Here is a 12,513-nt window from a genome sequence, read left to right as displayed (position 1 = left end):
ACAGAAAAGAAACCGACACAACATCCCTGACAGATTCAGCGACCCCAGCAATCCTTGAGGCTCATGCCCGCTCCGGAGTTGGTTCGAGCGTTGGTGTTGCTCAATGTATAGGTACCACAGGCATCATTGGCCATCATCGAACCCGGTATCGGGGTTGCCGTCAAGGTGAACCCCGTCGCGGCAAGGTTCGAGGCAATCGTGTAGTACGTGTTACCGCCACTCACCGTCGCCCCGGCGTAGGTAGCCACCGGGTTGGCCGCGGTGGCGCTGCGCGAGTAGAAACGCTCCAGCGCCTGCGCCTGCTCGTAGAGCAATTCGGCAATTTCGTAGCGATGAGTGCGCTGCACGTAGGCGGTGTAATTTGGATAGGCGATAGCGGCAAGAATCCCGACAACCGCCACGGCAATCATCAACTCGATCAGGGTGAAACCTTTACTGGCTCTACGCATTGATTCCCTCACTCACTGTAATTGTCGCCACATGATGCGTCGGTTGTTCACGCCACCCAGTTCGATCGGCGAGCCTTGCGGCCCTGTAATGATCTGGGACCCATCAGGATTGCTGACCAGGCCACCGATGTTCGGCACGCCACCACTGTAGTTGATACCACTGAATATCTGGTCGCTGGCATTGACTCGCCGATCGTTGTTGGAGTCCAGCACCGGGTACGTCAGCATGGCCCCGGTCACCGCATCGACATCCATCAGTCGGCCCGATCCCGAGCTCGAACACGGGTCGCTGGTGTCAACGATGGCCGTCGTGAAGATCAATCGACCAAAGGTCAGGAGCGCCGGGTAAATGACCCGCTCCCCGGTCAGGGTGTTGTTGAGAACCAGGGAGAAGTAGAACCCTTTCTTGGTCGTGTAATCGACCGAATTCTGACTGGAGGTGAAAAACGACGTTCCCGTCGCGGGAGCATTGATCGTCTGGGCCACCAGATTGCTCTCGGTATAGCTGGCGCTGGTCCCGTCATTATCCAGGACGGCGTAGAACGCCTGGCGTGCCGTGGTGGTCTTGTCCGCCGTTTCACTGAGTTTGCCGGTACCGAAATAAACCAGCTTGCCTTGCCCGGGCAGGTTGCCGACGACCGGTTGCGCGGTAATCGGCTGGGCCGAACCACCCGAAGCGGTGAACAGCGGTGCGCCACCAAATGCCACCCCCCAGTTCGAAGGTGTGGAGTCGGTCAGGTTGAACTTCCACATCTGCCCTTTCAGATCGCCGCCGTACGCATACTGCACGACACTTTGAGCATTGACTCGCAGTTTCACCGAACTGAGGCCGTTGTTCCCGGTGTTGTCGGCGGTGATCTTGGTGATCAGCGACCCGTCGCGCATGTCCACCACATACAACGCCGCCACACCGGAGGTACTGCCGTAGCCGTTGCCGATGAACGCCGCCCAGCGACCATCGGCCAGGCGTGCGACTTCCGGCTTGGCATAGGCATAACCCAGGTCATTGAAGACGTTGAGCGTATTGGCGACATCCGGCGCCTTGATTTCCCACAGGGCGCTGATGGCGTTGGCGGTCGACGCCCCGTAGAGCCGGATCGCGAAGAACGCCTTGCCACCGGCACCGACACCGCCTACCGCGACAGTGTTCCAGGTGCTGTTGAGCTTGGCATCGGCCACGGTGATCTGGCCATCGTTGAGGAACTTGTGGCTGGTGCCATTGATGTAGTTCGGATCGGCGACATAGTGCAGGTTGTTGATCACACTCGACGGCATGTAGGCATAAAGGCGGTTGCCAACCACCGGGTCGATGACGTTGAAGAATCCATCGTTGGCGTTGACCACCAGGCGAGCCGTCATCCCGGTACTCTTGCCGTCCAGGTAGGTGGTGTAAGTGGTGTCGCCAAGACTGTCCGATGCCGTGCGATCGGTCGGCGACGCATAAACCAGTCGCGAGTTGACGACATCCCCCAGGTACACGCTGCGGGTTTTCAGACCGGTCCTGTTGGTGCCCTTGCTCCACTCCACCAGATCGTTGCCGGTAACACCCAGGGGCAGGCTCAATCCCAGGGCGACCTGCTGAAGCGGGGCGAAGTTGCCATAGGCGAGAGTGATAGCCGCGCTGGTCAGGGTATTCCACGACTGAAAACTTGGAGTGGCCGTACCGCTGGGAGAGATGGTCGTGTCGCTCGTCCAGTTGGCCGTGGAACTGAGCGATCCGTCGGTATTGAACGCAAAGGCCCGGATGGTGCCGCGCCAATCGGTGGGGTCGTACTGCGAGGTATAGAACAAGGTATTGGCGCGCAGGCTCGATGAACTCGCTGCGCCACCACCGCCGGATCCCGCCTTGGAGGTGATGTCATTGAGTGCCGCCGACAGCGCCGCGTTCAACCCCGCACTGTCGGTCGCCTGGTAGTAGTTACCGTGTCCATACCGCGCGGTATCGGCCAACATCTGGTTGTCAGCCGTAAACCCCACGGAGTAGGTAAACATATTCTGTTTCGGGAAGTCCGCAGCGTCCCAACTCTTGCCGGCAGCATCGTTACCCGCGGAGCGCATGTCGATGTCATAGGCGAACTTGGCGATATCGTCCAGATAGAGCGTGTCGCCTTCGCCGTCGCCACTCAGGTTGTCGCCGTCATTATTGATCCCGTCCCAGTTCGGCAGATTGCTGCCGCCCAGAGGGTCGTTGCTCGGGAACGTGCGGTCATAGGTCGGCAGGCCATCCGTGATCACCACCCCGTAGTTCTTCTGACAGCGGTACTGGATCGGGCTGGTATAGGTACTCGGTGTCGAGTTGTAGTACGGCGCCATCCCACGGAAATAGCGAGTGATCTCGTAATACGTTTCAGCCAATGGCGTGTTGGCAACCGCCGACAGACCACCGATAGAGGAAATCAGCGCGTTGTAGTTGGTGTCCGCCTGGGCTTGGGTGGTCGACCCGCTCACCGGCGATAGATCGCTGATCCCCCGGGCGATATTACCGCCCGGACCATTATCACCGCTGCGAGGCGAATTGAAGGTCGCCAACCCGATACGCAGGTTGCGGTTGCTGGTGACCAGTGACGAGGACACGTTACGTGCGACGTTGATCCGATAGTCATTGGGGATCGTACTGTCGGTGGAGTAGTCCTTTTTGACCAGCCCGGCGGTGATCATCCTGGCGATGAGATAAGCCACATACCGGTTGGAAATCCGGGTATTGCCACCACCGACGGGATCGGGGAACTTGATGCAGTAAAGAACATTGGTAGGCGCATTGTTACTGACACTGGTAGCGATTCTGAAACCATCGTAGCCACTGCTGCAGCCACCCTGGTTGAAATCACTGATGAACTGATTCTCATTGGTCATATCGAGCGTGACCAGGCCATTGATGTTGGTACTGCAACTGGTATTCGAAGCGCAGTTGTAGACCTGGGGAGTCGTCGTCGCCTGATTGAAGTCCGCCGTACGAATCAGGTTGTTCATACTCCCCGAGTTATCCACCAGCAGCATCACGTTCGGTGTCACCGAACCGGCGCTCAACAAGGGCGAGTCAGAGGGCGTGAAGGCATAGGCCGGAGCACTGAGGTAGAGCCCGAGAAGCCCCCCGCCTATCAGTTTGGCGAGTCGCGAAAGCCCGCTGCCCGACCGCTTACTTCTTGACATAGATGCTCTCCAGCACGGTGCGCGACGCACCCTGATTACCCACGCCGGTAATCCTGTAGGTGGTCCAGGAAAGACTGTCTTCCATGCCCGCCTGGTTCACATTGACCGGGTCCTTGGTGGTGCCCAGCTTCTGGATGCCATAGAAACCATTGGTGACCGCCACCCAGGTGACTCCCGAAGTGGCATTGGCGCCCGCGGTCAGCGCCACGGCATTGTTGGTCGCCTCGGCGGGCGGTGCACAGCGCGTGGTGCTTGAGCAAACCGCCAAATCGTATGTCGACGCCTGCACAATGCTTTCCCCCACACGTAGCGCGCTCTCGGCAAACTGGAACGACTCGTTGCGCACCTTGACGCTGCCGGACATCTTTTCCTGCAGGTTGGCGTTCTGCATCGACGAAATACCGATCAGCGTCAGCAACAGCAAAAACACCAGGCTGACCAGCAATGCCATGCCGCGCTGGGATCGCGGATTGAATCGATGAGCCCCACGGGCAAAAGTCTTCACATGCATGCCCTCCTTATCTGAGCCGGTTACGCACGGACGCCACGACGTTGAATGTGCGATTGCTGACCTTGTTGGTCGGGTCCCTCAGCGTCAGGGTCAGGCGCACACTGCGAATCAGGGCTGCGTTGGAGGGGTTGGCGGAGTAACTGAACGCCGTGCTGTCGAGCACCGTCCGGGCCATCCCGAACGACACCGAAAAAGCCTGCACATTGCTGATCAGTGGCTGGCGATTGTTCAGCGGGCCGATATAGAGTTGGTTGTTGGCGAAGGAGTAGACCAGTTGCCTGACCGGCAAGGCGATCTGCCCACTGCCCGCCGCCCGGGCGCCGGTATAGGCCGTGGATTGCACCAGGCAATCGGAGAGAATCGTCCAGGCCGGCACCGTACCGTTATTGCCGACGTCCGCGGTGACCAGAGTCAGCGCCTGATTGGCGTTGTCCCAGGTAATCGGCGCATTGTAGGCCGCGGTGAAGGCGCTGTTGTCACTGGAGTCCGCCACGGTGCCGACACACCCGAACATCCCCACCATGCGGACTTCCTGCTGGATCTTGCTCAGCACGAAGCGAGCATCCTCCTGAATCCCGGCAGCGGCGGTCTGGCTCGTGTAGGTATTCTTGGCCGCGACGAATATCTGTGTAACGCCCAGGACCACCACCAGGCCCAGCACCAGCGCAACCATGATCTCGACCAGGCCGAATCCCCCGGAAAGCTTTTTCATAGGCCGTTCCACACGGTTGAAACCTGGCTGACCAGGGAGAAGGTCGAAGTGGCGGCAGCGTTCGCGGCGCGTGCGTCATTCCAGTTGATCGTGATAGTGACGACACCGGACGCGACCGAGATGGTGCCGGTAACGTTCGCCGCACCGGCGATATTGTTCAGGTTGGTGACGAAGTCGGACAGATCCTGGTCCCGTATCGTCGAAATGCTGCTGGGAGCCGTAAGGCTTCCCAACTGATAGTCAGCCCCGGGATTGACGCAGGGATTGAGCGTGGAATTCGAACAAGGGTTGGCTCGAATGCGATCCAGTATGTCGTAGGTGATGAAACTGACCTGGGTGCCGATGGTCGAGCTGTCGGTACTTTTCAGGGCATTGAGTTGCAAGGCCGCCGCGCCGAGCAGACCGATCGCCATGACCAGCATGGCCACCAGCACTTCCACCAGGGTTGTGCCCCGTTGATCGCTACGCATCATTGGCACACTCCATTGAGGACGATCCGCCCTGTCAGGCACACGGTGACCGCATTGGTATAGGCCCCCTCGACAAAGGTCAGGGTGGTATTGGCCGCCGGGCTGGCCAGCCCACCGAGGTTGTTGAACTCGATGAACGCCACGTTATTGCTCGCCACCGTCGCCGCCGTCGACATGGCCGGAGTCACCCGCAGCACGTTCCCCGCCGGGCTCAGCCGAGTGGTCAGTTCCTGGGTCCAGGAGCCTCCGACCGCCGTGGGCGCAATGCGCACATTCACCCCCCGGTTGATCGCCTCGAGACGGGTATAATTCAACGCGCGCATCAGGTCGCTGGCCTCGGAATCGGCTCGGGTCTTCTGGATGCTGCTGGTGAACACCGGTGCCGCGACCGTGACCAGAATCGCCAGCACCGCCACCGCGACCATCAGCTCGACCAGCGTGAAACCTCTGGTACGTTGAAACATATGCGTACTCCCCACCCCGCCTGCTCTGGACTATAACTAGCCCTGTCCTCCAGACAACCGACGACAGGATATACGGTTGTTTTGGATGGACCAGTGCACGGAAGCACTGTCATCAAAATAAACAGGGAGTCGGCCGATATGTCACCGCGAGGCTTCACACTGATCGAACTGCTGGTCGGGCTGGCCCTGATCGCCCTACTGGCCCACCTGGCCTTTCCGTCGTTCAGGGACCTCATGGACTCCCAGCACCGAAGAGTCTCGGCCGATGAACTCGCCACCGGCCTGCGCACGGCCCGCACCGAAGCGATCCTGCGCCAGCGAAGCGTGATCATTCACCCGCTGGAAGGCGACTGGAGCCGTGGCTGGAGGATCGTGATCGACCAGAACGGAAATGGCCATGAGGACCCGGACAACCCGGTCCTGAGTGAGCGACGCGGAGATGGCAGAACCCCCATCAGGGGCAATACCACCATGCGCAGCTTTATCCGCTTCACCAGCCTGGGCGAACTGCGCTACGAGAACGGCTCATCGAGGGGAGGCACGCTGCATGTCTGCGCGAGGGAGCAAGCCATCAGCCACCTGCGGGTGGTACTGGCCTCGACCGGCAGAGCGCGGATCGATACACGAGAGCGCCCGGAGGCGCTCTGTCAGACTGCAGGCTCAGAGCAACGAGCGAACGCGTAGTTCCTTGGGCATGGAGAACGTGATGTTCTCCTCGCGACCGGCCAGTTCATCGGCACCGGTGGCGCCCCAGGCCTGGAGCTGCTGGATCACCCCGCGCACCAGTACTTCCGGTGCCGAGGCGCCGGCGGTGATGCCGATGCGCTCGACGCCGTCGAACCAGCTGCGTTGCATGTCTTCGGCTCCGTCGATCAGGTAGGCCGGGGTCGCCATGCGCTCGGCCAGCTCACGCAGGCGGTTGGAGTTGGAGCTGTTCGGGCTGCCGACCACCAGCACCACATCGCATTCGTCCGCCAGTTGCTTGACCGCGTCCTGGCGGTTTTGCGTGGCGTAGCAGATGTCATCCTTGCGGGGTCCGCCAATGGCCGGGAACCGAGATCGCAGGGCGTCGATGACACGGCTGGTGTCGTCCATCGACAAGGTGGTCTGGGTCACGAAGGCCAGCCTGTCGGGATTGCGCACCTGCAAGGCGGCGACGTCTTTCTCGTCCTCCACCAGGTAGATGGCGCCACCGTTGCTGCCGTCGTATTGCCCCATGGTGCCTTCTACTTCCGGGTGCCCGGCGTGGCCGATCAGGATGCATTCACGACCATCGCGACTGTAGCGCGCGACTTCGATATGCACCTTGGTGACCAGCGGACAGGTGGCATCGAACACCTTCAGCCCGCGACCGGCCGCCTCGCTGCGCACGGCCTGGGAAACGCCGTGGGCACTGAAGATGACGATGACGTCGTCCGGCACCTGGTCCAGCTCCTCGACGAAGATGGCGCCGCGGGCGCGCAGGTCTTCGACGACAAATTTGTTGTGCACCACTTCGTGACGCACGTAGATCGGCGGTCCGAAGACTTCCAGGGCCCGGTTGACGATTTCAATCGCCCGGTCCACGCCGGCGCAGAAGCCACGGGGGTTGGCGAGTTTGATTTGCATGCTGTGCCTCGTGTCTTGCGCGCGGGTTTCAGATCAGTTTGACCGCTTGCGCGGTCTATCGCCAGCCAGCCGGCTCCTACAGCGCCTTGACCTCGAATATTTCCACATCGAAGGTCAGGGTCTTGCCGGCCAGAGGATGGTTGAAGTCGACGGTCACTTCGACGTCATCGAAGGCCTTGACCACACCAGGCAGCTCGGTATTGGCCGCGTCGTTGAAGATCACCAGCAAGCCTTCCGACAGTTCCATGCCCTGGAACTGCGAACGCGGGATGATCTGCACATTCTGCGGGTTGGGCTGGCCAAAGGCATTTTCCGCCGGGATGGTCAGGCTGCGCTTGTCACCGGCCTTGAAGCCGAACAAGGCCGCTTCGAAGCCCGGCAGCAAGCTGCCGTCGCCAACCTTGAAGGTCGCCGGGGTCTTGTCGAAGGTACTGTCGACCGTGTCGCCATTCTCCAGGCGCAAGGCGAAGTGCAGGGTGACCTGGGTGTTCTGACCGATCCGTTGTTCAGCCACTGCGTGTTCAGTCATGAACGGTTTCTCCGGACTTTTTGCTTTTGAACATGTCCAGCGCCAGCATCACCGCGCCCACCGTAATGGCGCTGTCGGCAAAGTTGAACGCCGGGAAGTACCAGCGGTTCTGCCAGTGCACCAGGATAAAGTCGATCACATGGCCCAGGGCGATCCGGTCGTACAGATTGCCCAGCGCCCCGCCCAGCACCAGGGCCAGGGCGATGGCCAGCCAGGTTTCGTTGCGCCCCAGGCGCTTGAGCCAGACCACCAGCACTGCACTGACCACCACCGCGATCAGGGCGAACAGCCAGCGCTGCCAGCCGGAGCTGTCAGCCAGGAAGCTGAAGGCCGCGCCGGTGTTATAGGCCAGGGTCCAGCTGAAGTAGTCGGGAATGATCACGATCTGCTGGTACATGGTCAGCGAGCTTTCGAAGTGGAGCTTGCTGACCTGGTCGATGACCAGGACCAGCACGCTCAACCACAACCAGCCCAGGCGGCCGAAACGGCCCGCACCGGCATTAGGCATAGTGACGCACCTCGCCTTCGCCGCTGATGTTGTCGACGCAGCGACCGCAGATTTCCGGATGCTCCGGGTTCACCCCGACATCCTCGCGGCAGTGCCAGCAACGGGCACACTTGGCGTGGCCGGACTTGACCACCTTGAGCTTCAGGCCCGGCACCTCGGTGACCACGGCATCCGCCGGCGCCAGCGCCAAAGGCGCCACGGTCGCGGTGGAGGTGATCAGCACGAAGCGCAGTTCGTTGCTCAGTTTGTTCAGGTCGCTGACCAGTGCCTCTTCGGCGAACAGGGTGACTTCCGCCTGCAGGTTGCCGCCGATGGCTTTGGCTGCCCGCAGGTTCTCCATTTCCTTGTTGACCGCGACCTTGACCGCCATGATCCGCTCCCAGTAGGCGCGATCCAGCTCGAAGCCATCCGGCAGTTCGCTGAGGCCTTCGTACCAGGTGTTGAGCATCACCGATTCGTTGCGCTCGCCCGGCAGGTATTCCCACAGCTCGTCGGCAGTGAAGGCCAGGATCGGCGCGATCCAGCGCACCAGTGCTTCGGAGATATGGAACAGCGCGGTCTGGCAGGAACGCCGGGCCTTGCTGTTGGCGCCGGTGGTGTACTGGCGATCCTTGATGATGTCGAGGTAGAAACCGCCCAGTTCCTGCACGCAGAAGTTGTGGATCTTCGAGTAGACGTTCCAGAAACGGTATTCGCCGTAGTGCACTTCCAGCTCGCGTTGCAGCAGCAACGTACGGTCCACCGCCCAGCGATCCAGGGCGAGCATTTCGTCCGCCGGCAGGATATCGGTGGCCGGGTTGAAACCGCTCAGGTTGGAGAGCAGGAAACGCGCGGTGTTGCGGATACGCCGGTAGGCGTCGGCGCTGCGGGCCAGGATCTGGTCGGACACCGCCATTTCACCCGAGTAGTCGGTCGAGGCGACCCAAAGGCGCATGATGTCCGCGCCCAGGGTGTCGTTGACTTTCTGCGGCGCGATCACGTTGCCCAGGGACTTGGACATCTTGCGACCGGCTTCGTCGACGGTAAAACCGTGGGTCAGCAGTTCACGGTACGGCGCGTGGTTGTCGATGGCGCAACCGGTCAGCAGCGACGAGTGGAACCAGCCACGGTGCTGGTCCGAGCCTTCCAGGTACAGGTCGGCGCGCGGGCCGGTTTCATGACCCATCGGGTGCGAACCGCGCAGCACGTGCCAGTGGGTGGTGCCCGAGTCGAACCAGACATCGAGGGTGTCGCTGATTTTGTCGTACAGCGGCGCTTCGTCGCCCAGCAGCTCGGCGGCGTCCAGCTTGAACCAGGCTTCGATGCCTTCCTGTTCGACACGCTGGGCCACTTCTTCCATCAGTTCGACGGTGCGCGGGTGCAGCTCGCCGCTTTCCTTGTTGAGGAAGAACGGGATCGGCACGCCCCAGTTGCGCTGGCGGGAAATGCACCAGTCCGGGCGGTTGGCGATCATCGAGTGCAGGCGTGCCTGGCCCCAGGCCGGGACGAACTGGGTGTCTTCGATGGCTTTGATCGCGCGGTTACGCAGGGTGTCGCCGCTTTTCGGCTCTTTGTCCATGCCGATGAACCATTGCGCGGTGGCGCGGTAGATCAGCGGGGACTTGTGGCGCCAGCAGTGCATGTAGCTGTGCTTGATGGTGTCGGTTTGCATCAGCGCACCGACTTCGCGCAGCTTGTCGATGATCGCCTGGTCGGCCTTGAAGATGAACTGGCCGCCGAAGAACTCCAGCGACGGCGCGTAGACACCATTGCTTTGTACCGGATTGATGATGTCGTCGTTGACCAGGCCGTACTTCTTGCAGATCACGAAGTCGTCAACACCATAGGCAGGCGAGCAGTGAACCACGCCGGTGCCGGAGCCCAGCTCTACGTAGTCGGCCAGGTACACCGGCGACAGACGGTCATAGAACGGGTGACGGAAGTTGATCAGTTCCAGCGCGGAGCCGGTGGTGGTGGCGATCACCGAACCTTGCAGTTCGTAGCGGGCCAGGCAGGTCGCGACCATTTCCTCGGCCAGCACCAGCAGGCGGTCACCCACATCCACCAGGGCGTAGGTGAACTCCGGGTGCACGTTCAGTGCCTGGTTGGCGGGGATGGTCCACGGTGTGGTGGTCCAGATCACGATGGCAGCCGGCTTGGCCAGGCTTGCCAGGCCGAATGCCTGGGCCAGTTTGGCGTCGTCGGCGATCGGGAAGGCCACGTCGATGGTCGAGGATTTCTTGTCTTCGTACTCGACTTCCGCTTCAGCCAGGGCCGAGCCGCAGTCAAAGCACCAGTTCACCGGCTTGAGGCCCTTGAACACGAAACCGCCCTTGACGATTTCGGCCAGGGCGCGGATTTCACCGGCTTCGTTCTTGAAGTCCATGGTCTTGTAGGGGTTGGCGAAATCACCCAGCACACCCAGGCGGATGAACTCGGACTTCTGCCCTTCGATCTGCTCGGTGGCGTAGGCACGGCACAGTTCGCGGGTCTTGTCCGCGCCCAGGTTCTTGCCGTGGGTCACTTCGACCTTGTGTTCGATCGGCAGGCCATGGCAGTCCCAACCCGGCACGTACGGCGCATCGAAGCCGGCCAGGGTCTTGGAACGGATGATCATGTCCTTGAGAATCTTGTTCAGCGCATGACCGATGTGAATCGTGCCGTTGGCATACGGAGGACCGTCGTGAAGAACGAACTTCGGACGATCCTTGCCAATCTCGCGCAACTTCCCGTACAGGCCAATGCTGTCCCAGCGCTGCAGGATCTGCGGTTCGCGCTGTGGCAGGCCGGCCTTCATCGGGAAGGCGGTGTCCGGGAGGTTAAGCGTGGCTTTGTAGTCGGTCATTTCAGGCTCTTTTTAAGCGGTGAACCCTGCCAATGGGCACGGGCGGCGGCGACGTCCGCATTGATCGCCGTCTTGAGCGCCTCCAGGGAGGCGAATCGCTGCTCATCGCGCAGCTTGTGGTGGAAAACCACGGTCAAACGCCGGTCATACAGATCACCGGTAAAATCCAGCAGGTGCACTTCCAGGTGAGCGCTGCCATCACCTGAAACCGTGGGTCGCACGCCGATATTGGCGACGCCCGGCCACGGTTGGCCGTCGATCTCGACACTGACCAGGTAAACCCCGGTCAGCGGCACGCGACGGCGCTTGAGCTGCACGTTGGCCGTGGGCGTGCCCAATTGGCGTGCCAGCTTCTGTCCGTGCAGCACCCGTCCGGCAATCCGGAACGGGCGGCCGAGCAGACGCTCGGCCAAGGCAAAGTCAGCCGCCGCCAGGGCGTTACGCACCTGAGTGCTGCTGACTCGCAAACCATCGAGCTCGACGGTCTGCGCCGCCTCGACAGTAAAGCCGCGGACGTTACCCGCCTGCAGCAGAAAATCGAAATCGCCGGCGCGGTCGCAGCCGAAACGGAAGTCGTCACCGACCTCCAGATGCTGCACACCCAAGCCGTCCACCAGGATGGTATCGACGAACTCGGCGGCACTGAGCTTGCTCAGGCGCTGGTTGAACGCCAGGCACAACACCCGGTCCACGCCTTCGGCTGCCAGCAGTTGCAGCTTGTCGCGCAAGCGTGCCAGACGGGCCGGAGCGGTCTCCGGAGCGAAGAATTCACGGGGCTGCGGCTCGAAAATCACCACGCAGCTGGGCACGCCCAACTCCAGCGCACGCTCGCGCAGTCGGGCCAGGATAGCCTGGTGACCACGGTGAACACCGTCAAAGTTGCCAATAGTGGCGACACAGCCCCGATGCCGGGGACGCAGGTTGTGGAGGCCTCGAACCAGCTGCATAACGCGCTTCTTGCTCATAAAGTGGCCGATTATAACCATACCGGGCCCGGCTTAATACCTGTCAAGCGTCGACACATGCCCCTACGGGAGCCTGGCTTGCCGGCGAACAGGACACCGAGAGCGCTAAAAGCTCCGCGGGCATCCCCTATCCGTAGGCGCCGGCTTGCCGGCGATGGCGTTTGGATGGGCGCTGCAAGGCCTAAGGGCCTCATCGCTGGCAAGCCAGACTCCTACAGAGGATCCGGGCCACCCGGTGCTGCGTGGTGATACGCAACCCTGTAGGAGCCGGCTTGCCGGCGATGGCGTCCGCCCGTGCGGCGTAAAGCTTCAAGGGCCTCATC

General features: G+C 61.4%; 12 protein-coding genes. 1 reads left to right on the top strand and 11 read right to left on the bottom strand.

Annotation, left to right across the window (positions count from 1 at the left end; all coding sequences use genetic code 11):
• Positions 1-35: 35 nt before the first annotated feature.
• From HX851_RS03085 to HX851_RS03060, 6 genes are read right to left on the bottom strand one after another with little or no spacing between them, the layout of a single operon-like run.
• Positions 36-449: a type IV pilin protein gene (locus HX851_RS03085; protein WP_017123472.1), complete on the bottom strand. Its 414-nt coding sequence runs from the start codon at positions 447-449 to the stop codon at positions 36-38.
• 12 nt (positions 450-461) lie between these two features.
• Positions 462-3,599, bottom strand: a complete 3,138-nt coding sequence (locus HX851_RS03080) for a pilus assembly protein (RefSeq protein ID WP_177064943.1) — start codon at positions 3,597-3,599, stop codon at positions 462-464.
• Positions 3,586-4,110 carry a pilus assembly PilX family protein gene (locus HX851_RS03075; RefSeq protein ID WP_017123470.1) on the bottom strand — a complete coding sequence of 175 codons (525 nt, stop codon included), beginning with the start codon at positions 4,108-4,110 and terminating at the stop codon, positions 3,586-3,588. Before HX851_RS03075 ends, HX851_RS03080 begins: the two co-directional genes overlap by 14 nt.
• A gap of 7 nt (positions 4,111-4,117) precedes the next feature.
• A complete protein-coding gene (locus HX851_RS03070; RefSeq protein ID WP_017123469.1) occupies positions 4,118-4,822 on the bottom strand; it encodes a PilW family protein in 705 nt (234 codons plus the stop codon).
• Positions 4,819-5,295: a type IV pilus modification protein PilV gene (gene pilV / locus HX851_RS03065; protein WP_017123468.1), complete on the bottom strand. Its 477-nt coding sequence runs from the start codon at positions 5,293-5,295 to the stop codon at positions 4,819-4,821. Before pilV ends, HX851_RS03070 begins: the two co-directional genes overlap by 4 nt.
• Positions 5,292-5,756, bottom strand: coding sequence for a GspH/FimT family pseudopilin (locus tag HX851_RS03060; protein ID WP_017123467.1), 465 nt, complete (start codon positions 5,754-5,756; stop codon positions 5,292-5,294). Before HX851_RS03060 ends, pilV begins: the two co-directional genes overlap by 4 nt.
• 138 nt (positions 5,757-5,894) lie before the next feature.
• On the opposite strand from HX851_RS03060, the gene HX851_RS03055 reads away from it, so the two are divergent.
• Positions 5,895-6,440, top strand: a complete 546-nt coding sequence (locus HX851_RS03055) for a GspH/FimT family pseudopilin (RefSeq protein ID WP_017123466.1) — start codon at positions 5,895-5,897, stop codon at positions 6,438-6,440.
• Here the strand turns inward: HX851_RS03055 and ispH are convergent.
• The 5 genes from ispH to ribF form a co-directional block, all read right to left on the bottom strand.
• Positions 6,417-7,364, bottom strand: coding sequence for a 4-hydroxy-3-methylbut-2-enyl diphosphate reductase (ispH, locus tag HX851_RS03050; RefSeq protein WP_177064942.1), 948 nt, complete (start codon positions 7,362-7,364; stop codon positions 6,417-6,419). The genes HX851_RS03055 and ispH overlap by 24 nt on opposite strands.
• A gap of 76 nt (positions 7,365-7,440) precedes the next feature.
• Complete coding sequence (gene fkpB, locus HX851_RS03045) at positions 7,441-7,878, bottom strand: FKBP-type peptidyl-prolyl cis-trans isomerase (protein ID WP_177065001.1); 438 nt, start codon at positions 7,876-7,878, stop codon at positions 7,441-7,443.
• A 7-nt stretch (positions 7,879-7,885) separates the two neighbouring features.
• Complete coding sequence (lspA, locus tag HX851_RS03040) at positions 7,886-8,401, bottom strand: signal peptidase II (protein ID WP_017123463.1); 516 nt, start codon at positions 8,399-8,401, stop codon at positions 7,886-7,888.
• The gene (gene ileS, locus HX851_RS03035) at positions 8,394-11,225 is read right to left on the bottom strand and encodes an isoleucine--tRNA ligase (RefSeq protein ID WP_177064940.1); all 2,832 of its coding nucleotides are present in this window, start codon (positions 11,223-11,225) and stop codon (positions 8,394-8,396) included. The genes lspA and ileS overlap by 8 nt, the downstream gene beginning before the upstream one ends.
• Positions 11,222-12,172, bottom strand: a complete 951-nt coding sequence (gene ribF / locus HX851_RS03030; protein ID WP_177055248.1) for a bifunctional riboflavin kinase/FAD synthetase — start codon at positions 12,170-12,172, stop codon at positions 11,222-11,224. The genes ileS and ribF overlap by 4 nt, the downstream gene beginning before the upstream one ends.
• Between the last annotated feature and the right edge of the window lie 341 nt (positions 12,173-12,513).

The sequence above is a fragment of the Pseudomonas gingeri genome, assembly GCF_013385635.1.
Taxonomy (GTDB): domain Bacteria; phylum Pseudomonadota; class Gammaproteobacteria; order Pseudomonadales; family Pseudomonadaceae; genus Aquipseudomonas; species Aquipseudomonas gingeri_A.
This window is presented reverse-complemented; position numbering and strand designations above follow the sequence as displayed.

What these genes read in the sequence shown, in the direction of transcription:
- ribF (WP_177055248.1), bottom strand. Translation starts at nt 12,172, where the DNA reads ATGCAGCTGGTTCGAGGCCTCCACAACCTGCGTCCCCGGCATCGGGGC.
- HX851_RS03060 (WP_017123467.1), bottom strand. Translation starts at nt 5,756, where the DNA reads ATGTTTCAACGTACCAGAGGTTTCACGCTGGTCGAGCTGATGGTCGCG.
- HX851_RS03085 (WP_017123472.1), bottom strand. Translation starts at nt 449, where the DNA reads ATGCGTAGAGCCAGTAAAGGTTTCACCCTGATCGAGTTGATGATTGCC.
- HX851_RS03075 (WP_017123470.1), bottom strand. Translation starts at nt 4,110, where the DNA reads ATGCATGTGAAGACTTTTGCCCGTGGGGCTCATCGATTCAATCCGCGA.
- ileS (WP_177064940.1), bottom strand. Translation starts at nt 11,225, where the DNA reads ATGACCGACTACAAAGCCACGCTTAACCTCCCGGACACCGCCTTCCCG.
- HX851_RS03070 (WP_017123469.1), bottom strand. Translation starts at nt 4,822, where the DNA reads ATGAAAAAGCTTTCCGGGGGATTCGGCCTGGTCGAGATCATGGTTGCG.
- HX851_RS03080 (WP_177064943.1), bottom strand. Translation starts at nt 3,599, where the DNA reads ATGTCAAGAAGTAAGCGGTCGGGCAGCGGGCTTTCGCGACTCGCCAAA.
- pilV (WP_017123468.1), bottom strand. Translation starts at nt 5,295, where the DNA reads ATGATGCGTAGCGATCAACGGGGCACAACCCTGGTGGAAGTGCTGGTG.
- HX851_RS03055 (WP_017123466.1), top strand. Translation starts at nt 5,895, where the DNA reads ATGTCACCGCGAGGCTTCACACTGATCGAACTGCTGGTCGGGCTGGCC.
- ispH (WP_177064942.1), bottom strand. Translation starts at nt 7,364, where the DNA reads ATGCAAATCAAACTCGCCAACCCCCGTGGCTTCTGCGCCGGCGTGGAC.
- lspA (WP_017123463.1), bottom strand. Translation starts at nt 8,401, where the DNA reads ATGCCTAATGCCGGTGCGGGCCGTTTCGGCCGCCTGGGCTGGTTGTGG.